Source organism: Amycolatopsis thailandensis, assembly GCF_002234405.1.
GTDB classification, from domain to species: domain Bacteria; phylum Actinomycetota; class Actinomycetes; order Mycobacteriales; family Pseudonocardiaceae; genus Amycolatopsis; species Amycolatopsis thailandensis.
In genome coordinates, this window is record NZ_NMQT01000019.1 from 1 (window position 1) to 20,090 (window position 20,090).

General features: G+C 67.7%; 17 protein-coding genes. 10 read left to right on the forward strand and 7 right to left on the reverse strand.

Going from position 1 to position 20,090, the window contains the following annotated elements; translation table 11 throughout:
• Positions 1 to 285 precede the first annotated feature (285 nt).
• Complete coding sequence (locus CFP71_RS05940; RefSeq protein WP_093932824.1) at positions 286 to 963, reverse strand: hypothetical protein; 678 nt, start codon at positions 961 to 963, stop codon at positions 286 to 288.
• 168 nt (positions 964 to 1,131) lie between these two features.
• Here CFP71_RS05940 and CFP71_RS05945 point away from each other — a divergent pair, with 168 nt between their 5' ends.
• Positions 1,132 to 2,739 (forward strand): GMC oxidoreductase, encoded by a 1,608-nt coding sequence (locus CFP71_RS05945; protein WP_093932825.1) that lies wholly within the window; start codon positions 1,132 to 1,134, stop codon positions 2,737 to 2,739.
• A 1-nt stretch (position 2,740) separates the two neighbouring features.
• On the opposite strand, the gene CFP71_RS05950 is transcribed toward CFP71_RS05945, so the two are convergent.
• Positions 2,741 to 3,346, reverse strand: coding sequence for a dTDP-4-dehydrorhamnose 3,5-epimerase family protein (locus tag CFP71_RS05950; RefSeq protein ID WP_093932826.1), 606 nt, complete (start codon positions 3,344 to 3,346; stop codon positions 2,741 to 2,743).
• 386 nt (positions 3,347 to 3,732) lie between these two features.
• Between CFP71_RS05950 and CFP71_RS05955 the strand changes: the two genes are divergently transcribed.
• Complete coding sequence (locus CFP71_RS05955) at positions 3,733 to 4,908, forward strand: NAD(P)-dependent malic enzyme (protein ID WP_093932827.1); 1,176 nt, start codon at positions 3,733 to 3,735, stop codon at positions 4,906 to 4,908.
• Positions 4,909 to 5,516: 608 nt separating this feature from the next.
• Here CFP71_RS05955 and CFP71_RS05960 read toward each other — a convergent pair.
• Positions 5,517 to 6,920: a bis-aminopropyl spermidine synthase family protein gene (locus tag CFP71_RS05960; RefSeq protein WP_093932828.1), complete on the reverse strand. Its 1,404-nt coding sequence runs from the start codon at positions 6,918 to 6,920 to the stop codon at positions 5,517 to 5,519.
• Between the two features lie 91 nt (positions 6,921 to 7,011).
• On the opposite strand from CFP71_RS05960, the gene CFP71_RS05965 reads away from it, so the two are divergent.
• Genes CFP71_RS05965 through CFP71_RS05980 form a run of 4 tightly spaced genes read left to right on the forward strand, consistent with a single transcriptional unit; the run spans position 7,012 to position 10,365 of the window.
• Positions 7,012 to 8,100: an ABC transporter ATP-binding protein gene (locus tag CFP71_RS05965; RefSeq protein ID WP_093932829.1), complete on the forward strand. Its 1,089-nt coding sequence runs from the start codon at positions 7,012 to 7,014 to the stop codon at positions 8,098 to 8,100.
• Positions 8,100 to 8,783 carry an ABC transporter permease gene (locus CFP71_RS05970; RefSeq protein ID WP_093932830.1) on the forward strand — a complete coding sequence of 228 codons (684 nt, stop codon included), beginning with the start codon at positions 8,100 to 8,102 and terminating at the stop codon, positions 8,781 to 8,783. Before CFP71_RS05965 ends, CFP71_RS05970 begins: the two co-directional genes overlap by 1 nt.
• Positions 8,780 to 9,469, forward strand: coding sequence for an ABC transporter permease (locus tag CFP71_RS05975; protein ID WP_093932831.1), 690 nt, complete (start codon positions 8,780 to 8,782; stop codon positions 9,467 to 9,469). The genes CFP71_RS05970 and CFP71_RS05975 overlap by 4 nt, the downstream gene beginning before the upstream one ends.
• Positions 9,466 to 10,365 carry an ABC transporter substrate-binding protein gene (locus tag CFP71_RS05980; protein WP_093932832.1) on the forward strand — a complete coding sequence of 300 codons (900 nt, stop codon included), beginning with the start codon at positions 9,466 to 9,468 and terminating at the stop codon, positions 10,363 to 10,365. Before CFP71_RS05975 ends, CFP71_RS05980 begins: the two co-directional genes overlap by 4 nt.
• A gap of 74 nt (positions 10,366 to 10,439) precedes the next feature.
• On the opposite strand, the gene CFP71_RS05985 is transcribed toward CFP71_RS05980, so the two are convergent.
• On the reverse strand, positions 10,440 to 10,955 hold the full coding sequence (locus CFP71_RS05985; protein WP_093932833.1) for a GNAT family N-acetyltransferase: 516 nt from the start codon (positions 10,953 to 10,955) through the stop codon (positions 10,440 to 10,442).
• Positions 10,956 to 11,347: 392 nt separating this feature from the next.
• On the opposite strand from CFP71_RS05985, the gene CFP71_RS05990 reads away from it, so the two are divergent.
• The gene (locus CFP71_RS05990; protein WP_093932834.1) at positions 11,348 to 12,913 is read left to right on the forward strand and encodes a S8 family peptidase; all 1,566 of its coding nucleotides are present in this window, start codon (positions 11,348 to 11,350) and stop codon (positions 12,911 to 12,913) included.
• Positions 12,914 to 13,046: 133 nt separating this feature from the next.
• A complete protein-coding gene (locus CFP71_RS05995; RefSeq protein WP_093932835.1) occupies positions 13,047 to 13,775 on the forward strand; it encodes a hypothetical protein in 729 nt (242 codons plus the stop codon).
• Here CFP71_RS05995 and CFP71_RS06000 read toward each other — a convergent pair.
• Complete coding sequence (locus CFP71_RS06000; protein WP_093932836.1) at positions 13,772 to 14,560, reverse strand: SMP-30/gluconolactonase/LRE family protein; 789 nt, start codon at positions 14,558 to 14,560, stop codon at positions 13,772 to 13,774. The two genes, CFP71_RS05995 and CFP71_RS06000, sit on opposite strands and share 4 nt — an antisense overlap.
• A 127-nt stretch (positions 14,561 to 14,687) precedes the next feature.
• Positions 14,688 to 18,404, reverse strand: coding sequence for a multifunctional oxoglutarate decarboxylase/oxoglutarate dehydrogenase thiamine pyrophosphate-binding subunit/dihydrolipoyllysine-residue succinyltransferase subunit (locus tag CFP71_RS06005; protein WP_093932837.1), 3,717 nt, complete (start codon positions 18,402 to 18,404; stop codon positions 14,688 to 14,690).
• Between the two features lie 372 nt (positions 18,405 to 18,776).
• On the opposite strand from CFP71_RS06005, the gene CFP71_RS06010 reads away from it, so the two are divergent.
• Positions 18,777 to 19,043, forward strand: a complete 267-nt coding sequence (locus CFP71_RS06010; protein WP_093932838.1) for a hypothetical protein — start codon at positions 18,777 to 18,779, stop codon at positions 19,041 to 19,043.
• On the opposite strand, the gene CFP71_RS06015 is transcribed toward CFP71_RS06010, so the two are convergent.
• Positions 19,040 to 19,609, reverse strand: coding sequence for a DUF4291 domain-containing protein (locus tag CFP71_RS06015; protein ID WP_093932839.1), 570 nt, complete (start codon positions 19,607 to 19,609; stop codon positions 19,040 to 19,042). The genes CFP71_RS06010 and CFP71_RS06015 overlap by 4 nt on opposite strands.
• 74 nt (positions 19,610 to 19,683) lie before the next feature.
• Here CFP71_RS06015 and CFP71_RS06020 point away from each other — a divergent pair, with 74 nt between their 5' ends.
• On the forward strand, positions 19,684 to 20,001 hold the full coding sequence (locus CFP71_RS06020; protein ID WP_093932840.1) for a hypothetical protein: 318 nt from the start codon (positions 19,684 to 19,686) through the stop codon (positions 19,999 to 20,001).
• The last annotated feature ends 89 nt before the right edge of the window (positions 20,002 to 20,090 follow it).

Below are 20,090 nucleotides of genomic sequence, written 5' to 3' on the forward strand. Positions count from 1 at the left end.
CCCGCAAGGCACGAGGTGAAGGGGACTTTCCTCTCATGTGATGAGGGGAAAGTCCCCTTCACCACACTCATGTCTCCCGAGCGCAAAGTCCGTGAAGGCCTCCTTGAGGGACCCAGGGTCCCTCAAGGAGGCCTTCACGGACATCACCTCCACCAAGGCACCTTTGCCTTACCCCTCAATAGAACGACACTGAGCACTCACGACCACCTCGAACGACCGCGTTTCGTCCTCTGAATGCGGTCCTTGCGCGTGCAACTACCGCATCCAGAGGACGAAATGCGAGGGTCAGAGGGGCTTGAACTGCACGTAGGTCAGCTGCTTGAACGTGTTCTTCCCGCTCGCCGACGGTAGTCCGAGCAGGTGGTCGGCCACTGGCGACAGCGGTCCGCAGCCGGTCGTGCGCGGCAGGGCGAGCTGTGTGTCGACGACGCCGAACTTCACCGTCTTCAGGTTCTGCGAGATCACCTCGAAGGGCACCGCGGGATCGTCCTTGACCACCGAATGAAGTGGCGCGTCCAGCGTGCCGACAGTGCATTCCTTGGGCAGCAGGGGGTGTCGCAGAACGGCGTAGAGGTCCAGTTCCCCGCGGCGTTCGTCGTTGGACAGGAAGTCCGAGTAGCCGCCGTACTTCAGCTGCATGGTCGCGCCGAAAGCGCCGCGGACCGGGGCGGGGGTGTGCCGCAGTTCGCCGAACACCTGCGCGAATTTCCCGTCGACCTCGCCCTCGGAGAACGTCAGCCGCATCTCGCCGAGCTGGATCTCGCGGTCGCCGATGGTCAGGACTCCTTGGGAGACAAAGGCTTCGCAACGCCAGGTGCCGGGGTCGGCGTTGGCGGGCGGGGCGGGGCAGGCGGAGAAGTCGAACTCGGGCACGGGGGACGACGCCGCGGAGGCGTGGCCGGGGAGGGCGACGAGGGCTGCGGCGGAGAGTGCGGCCGCGGCCGCTGCGAGAAGGCGTCTCATGACTCGAAAGAGTGGTCTGTGCCGGTTTGGGGCACATCGGGGAAGACCCCCAAGGGGGCCCGGAGATTGCCACGTTCGAGTGAAACTAAACGGTGTTTACCCAGCTGACGCGAATCCATTTCGGATTCGGTCTTGAAGGTGGCTCGAACGGCGGGCGATCATCGGCCCATGTCCCCACTGTCGCGCCGCAAGTTCCTCGGGTTCACCGCGCTCAACTCCGCCGCCGCTCTCGGGCTCACCACGATTTCCACCGCGCGGGCCGAAGAACCGGCCCCGGGCTTCTCGACGGCGGTGGTCGTCGGCACCGGTTACGGCGCCGCGGTCACCGCGCTCCGCCTCGGTGAGGCCGGGATTCCCACCGTCATGCTCGAAATGGGCAGGCTGTGGACCGACCCCGGCCCCGACGGCAAGGTCTTCTGCGACATGCTCCGTCCGGACCGGCGCGCCGCGTGGTTCAAGAACCGCACGCAGGCGCCGCTCGCGTCGTTCCTCTGGCTGGACGTGGCCAACCGGGACATCAAGCGGTACCCCGGAGTCCTCGACAGGGTGAACCACGGCGACATGTCCGTCTACGTCGGCCGGGGCGTCGGCGGCGGTTCCCTGGTCAACGGCGCGATGGCCGTGACGCCGAGGCGGTCGTACTTCGAGGAGATCCTGCCGGACGTCGACGCCGACGAGATGTACGGGAAGTATTTTCCCCGGGCCAACCAGGCGCTCGGTGTGAACGACATCGACCCGGAGTGGTTCGAAAGCTGCCGCTCCTACCGCTATGCGCGGGTTTCCCGGAAGGCGGCGGCGCGGGCGGGGCTCAAGACCGTTTTCGTGCCCAGTGTCTACGACTTCGACCACATGAAGCGGGAAGAGGCGGGCACGGCGCCGCGGTCGGCGCTCGCGTCCGAGGTCATCTACGGCAACAACCACGGCAAGCGTTCCCTCGACAAGAGCTACCTCGCGGCCGCGCTGGGCACCGGGAACGTGACCATCAAGACGCTGCACGAAGTCCGCGGGATCACCCGCCAGACCGACGGCACCTACGTCCTCACGGTGCACGAAACCGCCGAGGACGGCTCGGTCGTGGCGAGGAGACAGCTCGGCGCGAAGTACCTGTTCCTCGGCGCCGGCAGCCTCGGTTCGACGGAACTGCTCGTGCGGGCAAGGGAAACCGGGACGCTGCCCGAACTCGGCGACGAGGTCGGCCGCGGCTGGGGCACCAACGGCAACGTGATGCTGGGCCGCGCCAACCACGCGTGGGATCTCTGCGGATCACTGCAATCGGGGATGCCCGCGCTCGGCATCGACGCGTGGGACGACCCGGTGAACCCGGTCTTCGCCGAGGTCGCGCCGGTGCCCGCCGGGATCGAGACGTGGCTGAGCCTGTACCTGGCGATCACGAAGAACCCCGAACGCGGCCACTTCACCTACGACGCCGCGACCGACTCCGCGCGGCTCCAGTGGCGCGCTTCGCAGGGACAGCCGTCGATCGACGCGGCGAAGTCGTTGTTCGACAAGGTCAACCGGGCGAATCGCACGATCTACCGGAGTGACCTGTTCGGGGACACAAGGTCGTTCGAGAACCGGTTCACCTATCACCCGCTGGGCGGGCTGGTGCTGGGCAAGGCCACCGATCAATACGGCCGGGTGAAGGGCTACCGGAACCTCTACGTGACCGACGGTTCGCTGATCCCGGGCAGTACCGGGGTGAACCCGTTCGTGACGATCACCGCGCTGGCGGAGCGGAACGTGGAACGGGTGCTGGCCGAGGACGTGTCGCGCTGATTCAGCCCGCGGCCCGCAACTTCCCGTAGTACTCGACGCATTCGTCGTACCGCGGCAGCAATCCCTGCTCCAAGGCCTCTTTCAGGTAAGGCGCCTCAGTGTCCTTTTCGGACACCGCGGGTTCGATGTCCTGCGGCCACGGCAGCGCGAGATCGGCGTCAAGCGGGTTGACGCCGTGTTCGGCGGCCGGGTTGTACGGCTCGGAGCAGAGATACGCCATGACCGTGTTGTCTTCGAGTGCCATGAAAGCGTGGCCGAGGCCCTCGGCGATGTAGACCGCCTTGTATTCGGCGCTGTCGAGCAGCACGGACGTCCATTCGCCGAAAGTGGGCGAGCCGACCCGGATGTCGACGATCACGTCCAGCAGCGAACCGCTCGGGCAGTACACGTATTTCGCCTGCCCGGGCGGGGTGTCCGCGAAATGCACGCCGCGGATGGAGCCGCGCCGGGAAACGCTGGTGTTGGTCTGCGCCAGGCGAAGCCGGTGCCCGACTGCTTCGACGAAGGCCTCTTCCTGAAACGGCGCCACGAACAGGCCTCGGTGATCGGGGAAAACGCGCGGGGTGAACTCGAAACAGTCGGGGATGCTGAGGCGCCTGGCTTGCATACCTCTCATGCTAACCAGGGCCGAAGCGGTGTTCCCAAACCGGACGGACGTCTTGCGAAACCTCTCCTGAGCTGCGGATATCCGGGCGCGTTTGTGACATGAACCGCACCAGAGGGGCACACTGGTCCGCATGCCTGTCACAATGATCTGACCGCTGCGTCCGCGGCCGTCGCCACACCCACGGCATCGATGGCCGATTGGACGCTTCGCCGACAGGCCGGCGCTACCGCGCTGGGCTGCCGTGTCGGAGGACGAGTTACCCCAGGTGGCCGGGCCACGCCCAGTTTGGCCTGCTCACCGGCCAGTTCCCCCGCTCGCAGTCCCAGGAGAATCACATGACCTTCGCTCGAATCGAGACTTCGCCGTCCTTAGACACGGCGGAAGCAATGACGGGAACCACGATGACCACGCCAGTGACCGACACCGAGATCTTCGAAGGACACGAGGGCGGCAAGCTCTCCGTGGCCGCGACGCGCCCGATCTCCTCGCCCCGTGACCTCTCGGTCGCGTACACGCCTGGGGTGGCGAAGGTGAGCCGGGCGATCGCCGAGGACGCGGCCAAGGCGAAGCGGTACACGTGGGCGGACAGGCTGGTCGTGGTGGTCAGCGACGGTACGGCGGTGCTCGGCCTCGGTGACATCGGCGCGAGTGCCTCGCTGCCGGTCATGGAGGGCAAGTCGGTCCTGTTCAAGACCTTCGGCGGGCTCGACTCCATCCCGCTGGTGCTCGACACCACCGACGTCGACGAGATCATCGAGACCTTGGTCCGGCTGCGCCCGTCGTTCGGCGCGGTGAACCTGGAGGACATCTCGGCGCCGCGCTGCTTCGAGCTGGAGGACCGCCTCAAGGAGGCCCTCGACTGCCCGGTCATGCACGACGACCAGCACGGCACGGCGATCGTCACGCTGGCCGCGCTGCGCGGGGCGAACCAGGTCCTCGGCAAGGACATCTCCGGCCAGCGCGTGGTCGTCTCGGGAGCGGGCGCGGCGGGTGTGGCCTGCGCCAGGATCCTGCAGAACGCCGGCGTCGCGGACGTCACCGTGCTCGACTCGCGCGGCATCATCCACTCCGGGCGCGACGGGCTGAACCCGATCAAGCGGAAGCTCGCCGAGACCACCAACACGGCCGGTCTGCGCGGCGGCCTCGGTGAAGCGCTCAAGGGTGCCGACGTCTTCCTCGGCCTGTCGGGGGCGACCATCGACGAGTCCCTGCTGGCCGGGATGGCCGATGACGCGATCGTGTTCGCGCTGTCGAACCCGGACCCGGAGGTTCACCCGGGCGTGGCGGCTCAGTACGCCAAGATCGTCGCGACCGGGCGCAGCGACTTCCCGAACCAGATCAACAACGTGCTGGCGTTCCCCGGCGTCTTCCGCGGCGCGCTGGACTCCGGCGCGCGGGCGATCACGGAGAACATGAAGCTGGCCGCGGCCGAAGCGATCTTCGCGGTCGCGCAGGACGACCTGGGGCCGGACCGCATCGTCCCCAGCCCGCTGGACCCGCGGGTCGCGCCCGAGGTGGCCGCCGCGGTCGCGAAGGCCGCCGAGGCGGACGGCGTCGTCTGACGGTTCCTTTCACGCTCGCTCAAGCGCTATGAAAGGTCCTTTCCTTGCAAAATTTGCAAGGAAAGGACCTTTCATAGCGTGTGGGGGTTGCGACGGGCGAGTGCCTTCCGGGGTGTCATGAGGGGTCCCCATGGGACGAAAAACGTCCCATGGGGACCCCTCATGACACTCCAGGGGCAATCCAGCTGGGCAGGGTCGCCGCACACCTCAGCCGAGCTTCTTTTCCGAAGCAGGGGAGGGCCTCCGCCCGATGACGGGGCTTGACGGCTGAGGTTGGTGCGGTGGGCCGAAGCAGTCCTGGAAGACGCGTTGCGAAAGCCACTTTCGCAACCTTCAACGTTGCGAAAGTGGCTTTCGCAACGCCATCTTTCCGTCAGGCCGCACCAGGCCGAAGGCATCGAGTCAGGTGCCGAGTCCGTGAAGGCCTCCTTCACTACCTTCAGGGTAGGGAAGGAGGCCTCCACGGCCAGATGACGGCAGGCGCGGGTGGCCGTTGCCCACTGGACAACCGGCCTCGCCGGAAAGTGTCGCGAAAGCCACTTTCGGGACACTGAACGTCGCGAAAGTGGCTTTCGCGACACCTGCGAAGCAGCGCGCGAACACGCACCTCAGCCGAGCAGTTCCGCGAGGCGGTGCCGAGGCAGGTCGATCAACCGCGCGTCCGTCAGGTCCGAGGGGACGTCCAGCGAGACGTTCGCCAGCCGTGCGTGCGCCCGCGTCAGCAGTTCTTCCTGGTGCTCGACGGCGTCCGCGACGACGACGGCGTGCCGGTTGTCCGGGGTGCTCCGCAGCAGCCGCAGCTTGTACTTCGCCCCGACCAGCCGGTTGAGCGCGCCCTGCGCCTCGGCGTTCGTCAGGTCGGGGTGCGAATTCGGCACCAGCAGCGCCAGCCGCCGCGCGTTGGTGCCGAGCAGGGTCCGAAGCAGCCATGGGCCGGGGTCGGCCGAAAGGTCCATCGCGACCGCGTCGCCTTCCGGTCCGGAAACGGACCAGTCGACCGGCCGCGACTCCAGCGCCAGCCCGCCCTCGGTGGCGATCTCGTGCAGCTTGTCCAGCAGAGAGGGTTTGGCCCCGCCGGTGGACTCCACCGACTGCGGTCCGTGCGTGTAGATCGCGGCCTTCCCTTTGCCGCCGCGGTTCTTCTTCGACTTCGCGGTCGGCTGGCAGACGTAGAGGTCCGCCGCGCTCCCGATCGCCTGCGCGCCGAAGTACCGGTTGAAGTCCGGCAGGATCGCTTCGAAGGTCAGCCCGAGCGTCGCGAGCGCCCGCTGCACCTGTGCGCCCAAAGCGGGATGCCGGGGGCTGTAGCCGTAAGCGAGCAGCAGCCGCCCGTCCGAGGGTTCGGCGAGCGCCTGGACCCCGCGCGCGGCGAACAGGCCCATTCCTTCCGGGGTGTAAGGCGGATCACTGAACACGAGGTCCATCCGCCCGGCCACGGTGGGTGGCAGCCCGACCCGCAGGTCCGTGTGCAGGGTGCGGATGGACCGCTCGCTGAGTTCGTCGATGTAGGCCAGCACACGATCGTCGAGATCGACGACGGTGAGGTCCGCGTCGGGCCGCAACGCGCGCACGGCCAGCGATGTGAGGTCGTGGTCGCCGAGGAACAGCAGCTTCGCCGTGTCGAGGTCGTAGCGCTCGTCCAGCCACAGCGCCCGGTCGAGCACGGTCCGCGGCGTCGCCTGCACGTGGTCGAGCGCGGCCAGCGGCGCGGGCACGTTCTCGACGTAGCTGGTGATGGTCTTCAGCAGGTCGGGGTCGGTTTTCCGGTCCCGTGGCCCGAAGCGCGCGTACTTCTCCCGGGCGGCGGGGGCCAGCCGCAAGCGGGACTCGTTCCGCTCGAGGTCGCCGCCGAGGGCGTTCAGGACGTCTTCGACACTCCGGCGCGGCGCGGTGCTGATCCGGACCAGCTCGCCGAGGTCACGCCAATCCGTCCGGAGCAGGGAAATCACCTGATGGAGCGGTCGCACGTGGACACCGTGCGCCGCGAGGACGTCATCGACGGAGGAACTCACAGCCCGCAGCCTAGTGACTCGATCCCTGGGACACCGTGCCAACAGGGCCGATGTGGGCTACGGTTTTTCGACCAGACATGGGGAGAGACACGTGACTATCGAGTTCCGTGGCGTGACCAAGCGGTATCCGGACGGGACGGTCGCGGTCGACGACCTGAACCTCACCGTCGAGGACGGCACCATCACCGTCTTCGTCGGGCCGTCCGGCTGCGGCAAGACCACGTCGCTGCGGATGATCAACCGCATGGTCGAGCCGACGTCGGGCGCCGTGCTGCTCGACGGCAAGGACGTCAGCGACGGCGACCCGGCGCTGCTGCGCCGTGGCATCGGCTACGTCATCCAGCACGCCGGCCTCTTTCCACACAGGACAGTCCTGGACAACGTCGCCACCGTTCCGCTGCTGTCCGGCTGGGACAAGGGCAAGGCACGCAAGCGCGCGGCCGAACTGCTCGAAACCGTCGGCCTGCCCGCGGAACTCGGCAAGCGGTACCCCGCCCAGCTTTCCGGCGGACAGCAGCAGCGCGTCGGCGTCGCCAGGGCGCTCGCGGCGGATTCGCCGGTGCTGCTGATGGACGAGCCGTTCTCCGCCGTCGACCCGATCGTCCGCGAGGAATTGCAGGACGAACTGCTGCGTTTGCAGTCGCAGCTGGGGAAGACGATCGTGTTCGTCACCCACGACATCGACGAAGCCGTGCGGCTCGGCGACAAGATCGCCGTGCTCCGCGTGGGCGGTGTGCTCGCGCAGTACGGCACGCCGTCGGAGGTGCTGCGCCATCCCGTCGACGACTTCGTCGCGTCGTTCGTGGGCAAGGACCGCGGCTACCGCGGCCTCTCCTTCCTTTCCGCGGAAGGGATCGTCGTCGAAGAGGTCAAGCGGGTCGAGGTCGGAAAGCCCGTTGCCGGGCCGTCCGACGAATGGCTGGTCGCGGTCAACGCCGAAGGTCAGCCGCGCGGCTGGCTCCGGCCAGGGTCCACTGTGGACGGAGAGCTCGCCGAGACCGATCTCGTCGCGGGCGGCTCGCTGTACGTCCAGGGATCCCCGATCCGCGGCGCGCTCGACGCGGCGCTGTCTTCGCCCGCGAGCCTCGGCGTGGTGGTCGACGCCGACCAGAAGGTCCTCGGGGTGGTCAGAGCCCAGCAAGTCCTCGAGGTGATCGAAGCGCCGTCGTTGAGCTCCTGATGGGGGACTTCTTCGCGGAGCTCGGCCGCTACCTGAGCAGCGCCAACAACCGATCGCAGTTCTTCGGCGACCTGCTCGACCACATCTATCTGTCGCTGGTCCCACTGGTGCTGGGCCTGGTGATCGCGGTGCTGGCCGGCTGGCTCGGCCACCGGTTCGGCCCGGCGCGGTCCGTGCTGCTGGTGGTGTCGAACCTGCTGTACACGATCCCGTCGCTCGCCTTGTTCGTGGTGATCCCGGGCATCATCGGCTCGAAGATCCTCGACAGTGTCAACGTCATCGTCGCGCTCACCGTCTACACGGCCGCCCTGCTGGTGCGCCCGGTGCTGGACGCGCTCGACGCCGTCCCGCCGCACGTCGTCGCCGCGGCCACGGCGGTCGGCTACAAACCCGCCCGCCGCTTCCTCAGCGTGGAGCTGCCGCTTTCGGTGCCGGTGCTCGCGGCGGGCGTCCGGGTGGCCTCGGTCAGCAACATCAGCCTGGTCAGCGTCGGCGCGCTGATCGGCACCGGCGGGCTCGGCGTGCTGTTCACCGACGGCTTCCAGCGCGAGTACTTCTCGCCGATCGTCGTCGGGATCGTCGCGACCCTGCTGCTCGCGCTGATCGTCGACCTGGTGCTGGTCCAGCTCCGCAATCTCCTCACACCCTGGGACCGGGTGGCGACCACGGCGGGGGCGAAATGATCGGCGACGTCCTGAACTGGTTCGGCGACCCGGCGCACTGGCAGGGCACGGACGGCATCCCGGCCCGGCTGCTCCAGCATCTCGGCTACACCGCGCTGGCGCTGCTCTTCGCGCTGATCATCGCGATCCCGCTCGGGCTCTACGTCGGGCACACCGGCCGCGGCGCGGTGCTGCTGGTGAGCGGGGGCAACGCGATCCGCGCGCTGCCGACGCTCGGCCTGGTGACCTTCCTGTTCCTGCTCTTCACCGAAAGCGAGATCTCGACGATCATCGGTCTCGTGGTGCTCGCGATCCCGCCGATCCTCGCCGGGACGTACGCGGGTCTGCAGGCGACCGATCACGGCGTGGTCGACGCGGCGCAGGGCATCGGAATGACCGGCTGGCAACGATTGTGGAAGGTCGAGGTGCCCATTTCGCTGCCGCTGGTGCTCGGCGGGGTGCGGAACTCGGTGCTGCAACTGGTGGCGACGGCGGCCGTGGCCGCGTACGTCGGGCTCGGCGGACTCGGCCGGTTCCTGCTCGACGGACTGGCCATTTTGGACTATCCCCAGGTGGTCGCGGGCGCGCTCCTGACGACGTTGCTCGCCGTCGTGCTGGATCTGGCGCTGGCGGGCGTCCAGCGGCTGCTGGTGCCCAAGGGGGTTCGGCTGGCGCAGGTCGCGAGCGGGAAGAAGGCGAAGGTATGAAGCGGACGGTGACGGCGCTGCTCGCCGGGATCGCTTTGCTGGCGACGGCCTGTGGCAACCCGCTCGCCGGCGGTGCCGAAGGCGGCGCGACCGGCGACATCATCATCGGCGCGTCCGACGTCGGGGAAAGCCTGCTGCTGGCCCAGATCTACGCGGGCGCGCTGCGCAACGCGGGCGCGGAGAACGTGACCGTGCGCCCGCCGGTCGGCAGCCGCGAGGTCGTCGTCAAGGCGTTGCAGGACAAGTCGCTTTCGGTGGTGCCGGACTACAGCGGCAACCTGTTGCGCTACTTCGACAAGGACACCCAGGCCACCACACCGCAGGACGTCTACGCGCAGCTGAAGCAGAAGTTGCCCTCCGGATTCGAGGTGCTCGAACAGGCGCCCGCGGAGGACAAGGATCTTCTGGTGGTGCGCAAGGAACTCGCCGATTCCGGGATCCGGACCTTCTCCGATCTCGGCAAGCGGTGCAAGGAGTTCGTGTTCGGCGGTCCGGGTCAGTGGAGCAGCCGCTGGAAGGACAAGATCAAGACGCTGTACGGCTGCGAGTTCGCCGAGATCCGCACGACCGACACCGGCGGTCCGGTCACGGTCGCCGCGCTGAAGTCCGGCGACGTCCAGGTCGCCGACCTGTTCAGCACGTCGTCCTCGATCGCGGCGAACGGGTTCGTGCCGCTGGTGGACGACAAGAACATGTTCCCCGCGCAGAACATCGTCCCCCTCGTCGCGAAGGGGACGCTGTCGCCGAAGGAGGCCGACGCGCTGAACCGGGTCTCGGCGGCGCTCACGACCGATCAGCTGACCGAATTGAACGTCCAGTTCAGCGAGGAGAAGCGGAACCCGCTCGACGTCGCCGAGGAGTTCCTGCGGAAGAACAATCTCCTCGCGCCGGCTTGACCCCACGCGTTCAGTCCTCTGGATGCGGTGGTTGCACGCGCAAGTACCGCATCCAGAGGACGAAATGCGGAAGATCAGAGGCGGTCGAAGGCGGGGGAGTAGCGGAACTCGCCCCGGAGTTCGGGGCGATACGCGTTCAGGGTGCGGACCTGGAAATGCGGCGCCCATTCCGCGACCGGCGGCGTGATCCCGTGCCGTCCGGCGAGCACGAAGCCGAAGCGGGAGTAGTACTTCGGGTCGCCCAGCAGGATCACCGCGCCGTAGCCGAGCGCGTCGGCCGCGCCGAGCACGGCGTGCACGAGCGCGGAGCCGATGCCGGACGCGTGATACTCGGGCAAGACGCCAAGCGGGCCGAGGCCGACCGTCGACTTCTCGTCGGCGCCGAGCCGGGACGGGCTGCAGCAGACGTGGCCGACGACCTTCCCGTCGCGTTCGGCCACGATGGACAGTGTGCCGATCAGGTCGCCGTCCTCCCGGAGTGCGTCGACGAGTTTCGCCTCGACCACCGGGACACTGTGTTTCGCGAACGCGGCCAGATGTACGGCGTGAATCGCCTCGCGGTCGGCCGGGGTTTCCTGTCGGAGCAACATGCGCCCGAGTGTGCTCCATCCGAAGGTAGGATGGAAATCGTTTTCCGCGCCTGCCGGTCGCGACTTTAGTAGGCGGCCATCCGTGTGTAGTTCCACGCCACTGAAACGATCGGTGGTCCGGGAAACGACCACCAGATGTGCGGATTCCCAATTCTTCGTGGGCCGTACGGGCGCAAAACGCGACTAAAGGCGGGGGCTGAACGGTGCCCGAGCTGCGTCGATGTGACGCCCATTACTACCCGGATGTCCGTAATGCAAGGTCTTCCTTGGGGTGAAAACGGGACTTAGTCTCAGCCTGCGTTCAGCAAGTGAACGCGCTTCACCTCTGATTCACCCCAACGATCCGGCGGGCAATTCATGCCCGTGGGTCGACCCTGCCTGGGAGGAATATCTTGAACAATTCCCTGGGATCCTTGAAGAGACGACTGCCGGTGTTCGGTGTCACGGCGGCCGTCGCCGTGCTGACCGCGCTCGGCGGTGCCACCGTCGCGTCGGCGGCGGAGGGTTCGATCGTCAACGCGGGTAGCGCGAAGGCGATCAAGGACAGCTACATCGTCGTGCTGAAGGACGGCTCGTCGGTCGAGGCCACCGCGAAGAGCGTCACGAACCGCCACGGCGGGAAGGTCGAAAAGACCTTCGCCTCGTCGGTCCGCGGCTTTTCCGGCGTGCTGACCGAAAAGCAGGCGAAGCGCGTCGCCGCCGACCCGGCCGTCGCCTACGTGGAGCAGAACCAGACCGTCTCGGCCTCGACGGATCAGCTGAACCCGCCGTCGTGGGGCCAGGACCGGGTCGACCAGCAGAGCCTCCCGCTGGACCAGAAGTACAGCTACAGCACCACGGCGTCGAACGTCACCGCGTACGTCGTCGACACCGGCATCCTCACCACGCACCCCGACTTCGGCGGGCGCGCGACCCACGGCCGGGACACCGTCGACAACGACAACGACGCCACGGACTGCAACGGCCACGGCACCCACGTCGCCGGCACCATCGGCGGTACCGCCCACGGTCTGGCCAAGGGCGTCAAGCTCGTCGCCGTCCGCGTGCTGAACTGCTCCGGTTCCGGGACGACCGCCGGTGTCATCGCCGGTATCGACTGGGTGACCGCGAACGCCGTCAAGCCCGCCGTCGCGAACATGAGCCTCGGTGGCGGCGCTTCGGCGACCCTCGACCAGGCCGTCCAGCGGTCGATCGCGTCGGGCGTCACCTACGGTGTCGCGGCCGGTAACGACTACGGCGCCAACGCGTGCAACACCTCCCCGGCCCGCACACCCGAGGCGATCACCGTCGGCTCGACCACCAACACCGACGCCAAGTCCGACTTCTCCAACATCGGCACCTGCCTCGACATCTTCGCGCCGGGCAGCGGCATCACCTCGACGTGGCTGAACAACGGCACCAACACCATCAGCGGCACCTCGATGGCGACCCCGCACGTCGTCGGCGCGGCGGCTCTCTACGTCTCCGCCAACCCGTCGGCCACCCCGGCCCAGGTCCGTGACGCGCTGGTCAACGCCGGCGTCAAGGGCAAGGTGACCAGCCCGGGCACCGGTTCGCCGAACGTGCTGCTCAACACCGGTTCCGGCGGTGGCCCCGGCCCCGAGCCGACGCCCTGCGGCACGCAGACCAACAGCGGCGTCGTCGCCATCCCCGACGCCGGTGCCGCCGTGACGAGCACGATCACCGTCGCGAACTGCGCCCGCAACGCTTCGGGTACCACCAAGGTCGCCGTGAACATCACGCACACCTACGTCGGTGACCTGGTCATTGACCTGGTCGCGCCGGACGGCACCTCGTACCGCCTGAAGGGTTCGAGCAACGACTCGTCCGACAACATCAACACCACCTACACCGTCAACGCCGCGGCCGAGGCCGCGAACGGCGCCTGGAAGCTCAAGGTGCAGGACGTGTACCGGGTCGACACCGGCTCGCTCAACAGCTGGTCGCTGACCGTCTGATCCACCCCTGGAGTACGTGAAGGCCCCCTTCCTCCTGCTGGGAAGGGGGCCTTCCGGTGTCCGGAGAGTGATTCGCCCGGCAATTGCCGCGTTCGTCCTATCTGGACGGTCGGAAAGCCTTACCCTCTTCCGCATGCAGCCCGGACCGCCCTATCAGCAGGGACCTCAGCAGCCGTACCCACCGCAGGGATATCCGGGATATCCGGGGTATCCGCCGCCCGGCTACGGTCCGCCGCCCAAGAAATCGAACACCGGGCTCATCATCGGGCTCGTCCTCGGCGCGGTGGTGGTGCTCGGCGGTGGTGGCGTCGCGGCCTTCCTGCTGCTCTCCGACGGTTCCGGTTCGTCTTCGTCCGCGGCGCCGACCTCGTCCAAGAAGACCGGGCCGCCGGACAAGTACACGTCGATGCCGGGATGCGAGAAGATCGGCAGCGGGGTGCGGAACCTGCCGCCGCTCGAAACGCCGAAGGGCGAGGAACCGGCGAGCACCTCGAACAACGACATCGTCTACACGTCCTCGTCGTGTTCCTGGCGTGAGTACGGCGCTCCCTCGGCGTTGGTGACCATGTACCTGGCGAAGTCGAAGGAACCGGGCACGGGCTCCGGTGAGGACTGGGCGAAGGCGGGCTACGACAACGCCATGAGTGACGGCGGTGAAGTGATCCCTACGCTCGCGAAGGCGACAAAGGCCGGCTACAACAACATCCGATCCGAAGGGCAGTGCTCGATCAAGCTCTACCAGGGCAACGTCGAAGCGCAGATCATCGTGAGCGGTGCCGAGCCCACCAAACCCATCGACCAGAAGCTGTGCAAGGAGAACGCCCTGAAGGTCGCCAAGGCGACCTCCGAGGCGATCGGTTAGGCGAGCTTCTCGACCTGGACCTGCCCGGTCGGCCCGTCGCCGAACGGGTTCTCCCAGCTGTGCCATTCGGCGGCGAGGACGTAGAGCTCACGCCCGTCCTCGCCACCGATCGTGCAGGAGAAGCAGCCTCGGTCGGCCTCGACCTTCTTCAGCACTTCGCCTCCTTCGCGGACGCGGACGCAGTGCTTGGCCGCCACGTCCGCGTACCAGACGGCGCCCTCGGCATCGAGGGAGATGCCGTCGGGGTGATCGCCGCCGAGGTCCGCCCACACGCGCCTGCCGGACAGCGAACCGTCCTCGCCGATGTCGAACGCGGTGAGGCGGTTTCCGTACGACTCGGCGACGATCAGCGTCTTGTCGTCCGGGGTGACGGCCATGCCGTTGCCGAAGAGGATGCCGTCGGCGACTTCGCGCACTTCACCGTCCGGGGTGACGAGGGCGAGGACGCCGGGTGCCTGGAGGTCGTGCGAGCCGTTGACGAAGGCGTTCCCGCGGCCGTCTGTCACCACCTCGTTGCAGAAGGCGGCGACGGGGGCGATGTCCGCGTAGACGCTCAGGTCGGCGTTGAGCAGGTTGGCGTTCGGGCCGTCGACGATGATCAGGCGGCCGTCGGGAAGCCAGTCGAACGTGAGTGGCATCGCGTTCGGCACGGTCGCGATGACTTCACTCTCGCCACCGGGGGTGACGGCGAGGATCTCGCCGCCGCCCCAGTTCGCCAGCCAGAGCCTGCCGTCGTGCCAGCGGGCGGATTCGGGGAGCTTGAGGCCGTCGAGCAGGGTCTTCATGGTGTCTCCTTCGGTCGTTTGCCCCCTATACGAACGGGCCTCACCGTTTTCGACACCCCAAGTACGTGAAGGCCCCCTTCACCGCGTCTAGCGCAATGAAGGGGGCCTTCACGTACTTGTCAGGCGATCAGTCGAAGGCCCGCGCGATCAGCGCCTTCTGCTCGACCTCGTGCACCTTGGACGAACCGGCGGACGGCGCGGCCATCGGACGGCGCGAAACGACGTCCAGGCTGGAGAACACCTCCGGCAGCTTCCGCGGCAGGTTCAGGCCGAAGAACGGCCACGCACCCTGGTTCTCCGGCTCCTCCTGGACCCAGACCGCGGGCGCGCCGTTGTAGCGCTCGAGCGCCGCCAGCAGCTTCTTCTTCGGCAGCGGGTAGTACTGCTCGACCCGCACGATCGCGACGTCGTTCGCTTCGCGCTTGGTGCGCTCGGCCACCAGCTCCCAGTAGAGCTTGCCCGAGGTCAGCAGGACCTTGCGCACCTTCGACGGGTCGACGTCGGCGTCGTCGATGACCGACATGAACTTCGTCTGGCCGGTGAAGTCCTCGACCGCCGAGGTCGCGGCCTTGTTGCGCAGCATCGACTTGGGGGTGAAGACCACCAGCGGGCGGTTGACTCCGTCGAGCGCGTGGCGGCGGAGCAGGTGGAAGTAGTTCGCCGGGGTCGACGGGACCGAGACGGTCATGGAGCCTTCGGCGCACAGCGAGAGGAAGCGCTCGATGCGGCCGGAGGTGTGGTCCGGGCCCTGGCCTTCGTGGCCGTGCGGCAGCAGCAGCACGACGTCGGAGAGCTGGCCCCACTTGGCCTCGCCGGAGGAGATGTACTCGTCGATGACGGTCTGCGCGCCGTTGACGAAGTCACCGAACTGCGCTTCCCACATGACCAGCGCTTCGGAGTTGGCCACGGAGTAGCCGTATTCGAAGCCGACCGCCGCGTACTCGGACAGCGCCGAGTCGTAGATCATCACGCGGCCCTGGTTCTCGGCCAGGCTGGCCAGCGGCGAGTACTCCTGGCCGGTCTTGCGGTCGATCAGCACCGAGTGGCGCTGGGTGAAGGTGCCGCGGCGGGAGTCCTGACCGGACAGCCGCACCAGGCGGCCTTCCATGGCCAGCGAACCGAAGGCGAGCAGCTCGCCGTACGCCCAGTCGATGCCGCCTTCGCGGGACATCTTGTGGCGGCGTTCCATGACCGGCTTGACCCGCGGGTGCGGGGTGAAGCCCTCGGGGACGTTGAGGAACGCGTCGCCGATGTGCTCGATGACCTCGGCGGTGGTCGCGGTGGGCACCTTGGCGGGGACCTGCTGCTCCTCTTCGACCGAGGGGCTGGCCTTCGCCGGGTGCTTCTCCAGCTCGCGGACCTCGTTGAACACGTGCTCCAGCTGGCTGGAGAAGTCGCGCAACGCGGCCTCGGCCTCTTCGACGGAGATGTCGCCGCGGCCGATCAGCGATTCGGTGTAGGTCTTCCGGACCGAACGCTTCGTGTCGATGATGTCGTACATCGCCGGCTGCGTCATCGAGGGGTCGTCGCCCTCGTTGTGGCCGCGGCGGCGGTAGCAGATCAGGTCGATCACGACGTCCTTGTGGAACGCCTGGCGGTAGTCGACGGCCAGCTTGGCCACCCAGTGCGCGGCCTCGGGGTCGTCACCGTTCACGTGGAAGATCGGCGAGCCGATCATCTTCGCGACGTCGGTGGCGTACTGGCTCGAACGCGAGTGCTCGGGCGCGGTGGTGAAGCCGACCTGGTTGTTGACGATGACGTGCACGGTGCCGCCGGTGCGGTAGCCGCGCAGCAGCGCGAGGTTCAGGGTCTCGGCCACGACGCCCTGGCCCGCGAAGGCCGCGTCGCCGTGCATGAGGACCGGGAGGACGGTGAAGCCCTCGCCACCCTTGTCGAGGATGTCCTGCTTCGCGCGGACGATGCCCTCGAGGACGGGGTCGACGGTCTCCAGGTGCGACGGGTTCGCGGTCAGCGACACCTTGGTCTCGCCGTCGCCGAACATGCGGAAGTACTTGCCCTCGGCGCCGAGGTGGTACTTCACGTCACCGGAACCGTGCGCCTGGCCCGGGTCGAGGTTGCCCTCGAACTCCTGGAAGATCTGCGCGATCGGCTTGCCGACGATGTTCGCGAGCACGTTCAGGCGGCCGCGGTGCGGCATGCCGATGACGACCTCGTCGAGCTCGTGTTCGGCGGCCTTGTCCAGCAGCGTGTCCAGCAGCGGGATCGCGGTCTCGCCGCCTTCGAGGGAGAACCGCTTCTGGCCGACGTACTTGGTCTGCAGGAAGGTCTCGAACGCCTCGGCGGCGTTGAGCTTCGAGAGCACGTACTTCTGGACGGCGGGGTCCGGCTTCTCGTGCGGGATCTCGACGCGGTCCTGGATCCAGCGGCGCTCCTCGGGGTCGAGGATGTGCGTGTACTCGATGCCGACGGTGCGGCAGTAGGAGTTGCGCAGCACGCCGAGGATGTCACGCAGCTTCATCCGCTCCTGGCCGGCGAAGCCGCCGACCGGGAACTCGCGGTCCAGGTCCCACAGGGTCAGGCCGTGGGAGAGGACGTCGAGGTCGGCGTGGCTGCGCTGCCGGTAGTTCAGCGGGTCGGTGTCGGCCATCAGGTGACCGCGCATGCGGAAGGCGTCGATCAGCTCGATCACGCGCGCGGTCTTGTCGACCGGGCCGTCCGGGATGTCGGCGACCCAGCGGATCGGCTCGTAGGGCAGGCGCAGGCTGGTGAAGACGTCGTCGTAGAAGCCGTCCTCGCCCAGCAGCAGCTCGTGGATGCGCTTGAGGAACTCGCCCGACTCCGCGCCCTGGATGATGCGGTGGTCGTACGTCGAGGTCAGCGTCATGATCTTCGACACGCCGAGGTCGACCAGCGCCTTCTCGCTGGTGCCCTCGAAGTGCGCCGGGTACTGCATGGCGCCGACGCCGATGATCGCGCCCTGACCGGCCTGCAGGCGCGGCACCGAGTGGTTGGTGCCGATGCCGCCGGGGTTGGTCAGCGAGATCGTGGTGCCGGCGAAGTCGTCGGCGGTCAGCTTGCCGTTGCGGGCCTTCTTGACGATCTCCTCGTAGGCCTGCCAGAACTGCATGAAGGTCATGTTCTCGGTGGCCTTGATGGAGGCCACGACGAGCGTGCGGGAGCCTTCCTTGCCCTTCATGTCGATCGCGAGACCGAAGTTCACGTGCTCCGGCGTGATCGCGAACGGCTTCCCGTCGATCAGCTGGTAGTGCCGGTTCATGTTCGGGAAGTTCTTCAGCGCCCGGACCATCGCGTAGCCGATGAGGTGCGTGAAGGAGATCTTGCCGCCGCGCGTGCGCTTGAGGTGGTTGTTGATGACGATGCGGTTGTCGGCCATCAGCTTCGCCGGGACGGCGCGCACACTCGTCGCGGTCGGCACGGACAGCGAGGCGTCCATGTTCTTCGCGATCGCCGCCGCGGCGCCGCGGAGCTGCTTCGACTCCGGCTCGGCGTCCTTCTCGGCGGGCTTGGCGGGAGCCTTCTCCGCGGCCTTGGGCGCCGCCGCCTTCGGAGCGGGCTTCGCTTCGGTCTTCGGGGCGGGCTTCGCCGGGGCTGTCTGCTTCGCGGTGGACTCGGCCTTGCGGACGGTCTGCGGCGACGGCTTGGTGGCCTGGCCGTTGGCGCCCGCTGCCTCCTTGGTGGTCTCCGAGGAGGTCTGACGTGCGTCGTCAGCCTTGGTCTTCGCGTCCTGCGTTGGCTTGAAGTCCGCGAAGAAGTCGTGCCAGGCGGCATCGACTGAGCTGGGGTCGGCGAGGAACTGGTCGTACATTTCCTCGACCAGCCACTCGTTGGGGCCGAATTGTGACGCAGGGCTGCTGCTGGACACGGCTTGGACTCGCCTCTATCCGTCTCGAGATCTTGAACACCGCTGATGCGCCTACCAGGCTAACCCCCTCGGTGGCGGCCGTGTGATGGAACTGGCCTGTGTGAGGCGTGGCGCACTAGGCGATGGGTCACTGTCTCGATCAAGAGATCGAAACCGGACCGCTCCGCCGACCGGGCCGCGACCGTTCGGGGGAGCAGGGGACCTTTGCTGTCGTTTCACCGTCTGCGCAGGTCAGGTCACGGATTGGTCGGTAAAGGTTGGCTGGGTGGTCGTGCCCGGACAGCCTGGAGTTCACGTCGGCGGGTTTTGCTGGGTGGAGGATGCGGCCGGTGTCGTGCCGGCCGCCGATCGCCCGCGAGGTGGTGGCAGCCGATGTGGCTGGACGAGTGCCCGTCGTTCTGGGACGAGGGGCGCGTGCGCCCGCTGGTCACCGAATCCGGCAAGGTCGTCCTGATGTGCGACTCGTGCTCGGCGGTCTGGCCGACGCTCGCCGACTTCAAGGAGATGGAGCACGTCGAGCCCGACGAGCCGGACTGGGCGGTGACGGCCGGGGTGCACGTCCGGCCCGGGACCTTCCGGTGGGCTTCGGAGCGGGATGTCGAGGTCGCCGGGATGAGCGGCCTCAAGTGGCGGCCCTAGGCGCTGTACGGGCGCTCCGCCGGTAGCAGTGCTTCGGCGTCCTCGATGCGGTTCGCCGCGACCAAGGCACCGATCTCGCGCATGACCGGGGTGACGTCGGTGACCGCGGTGATCCATTTGTCGACATAGCGATCGACGGCCTCGCCGCTCAGTCCCATCTGGAGCGAACGATGCTTCAGGGGGCCGAGCCGGACACTGCGTTCCGGATCCCACTGGATGCGGACCGGGCTGGTCTTGACCTCGTTCCGCCACGCCTTCTGGTCGGGGTGGACGTCCCGGTCGTAGTGGCTGAGCGCCGCGTGGTCGAGTGCCCAGGCGAAGCCCTCGCGAGTGATGTCGAGGGCGAGCACGCGCTCTTGGCCGGGCTTCGCGGCCCAGCCGCAGCGGTACGCCATCCAGAGGAAGGACGGCTTGATCCAGGTCATGCGTTCGCGTTTGAACGGCGGCACGAACGTGCCCGCCTTCAGGGCGGCGTCGGCGATGGCCGGCGAGTACGCCTGATAGACGCGGATCGTGGTTTCGGTGTGGACGGCGCGGATCTGCCGCGCCGGGATCTCTTCTTTCATTTGCCGCTCAGCGTGACAGGCGCGATGTTCGTATGCGACCGAAATTCCCTTGCCCGCCGGGGCATGCTGACGTCATGGCATTGCTGCGCAAGGGTTCGCGACGGATCGTGGTCGACGACACCGCTTACCGGTGGATCGTCCGGCGTAAGCCGACCTACTCGCAGGAGGACGGATGTCCCCTGTCCTACGCGGTGGAACTCGAGGACGCGCGGGGTGCGGTGCTGGTGGTCCAGACGGACCACGCGCATCCGTTGAACTATCGGGGATTCCCGTCGAAAGCGGTGCTGCCTTCCGATGTGGAGGGGGCGATCCGGCTGGCGCTGGAGCGCGGGTGGGAGCCGACGGCTCCGGGGGCGCAGTTCCCGCTGGATCTCGCGGCCGCGGGCTCGTGAGTGAGACCGAGGCCCTGTCCGTGAAGGCCTCCTTGAGGGACCCAGGGTCCCTCAAGGAGGCCTTCACGGACTTCAGGTGGCCGAAGCGG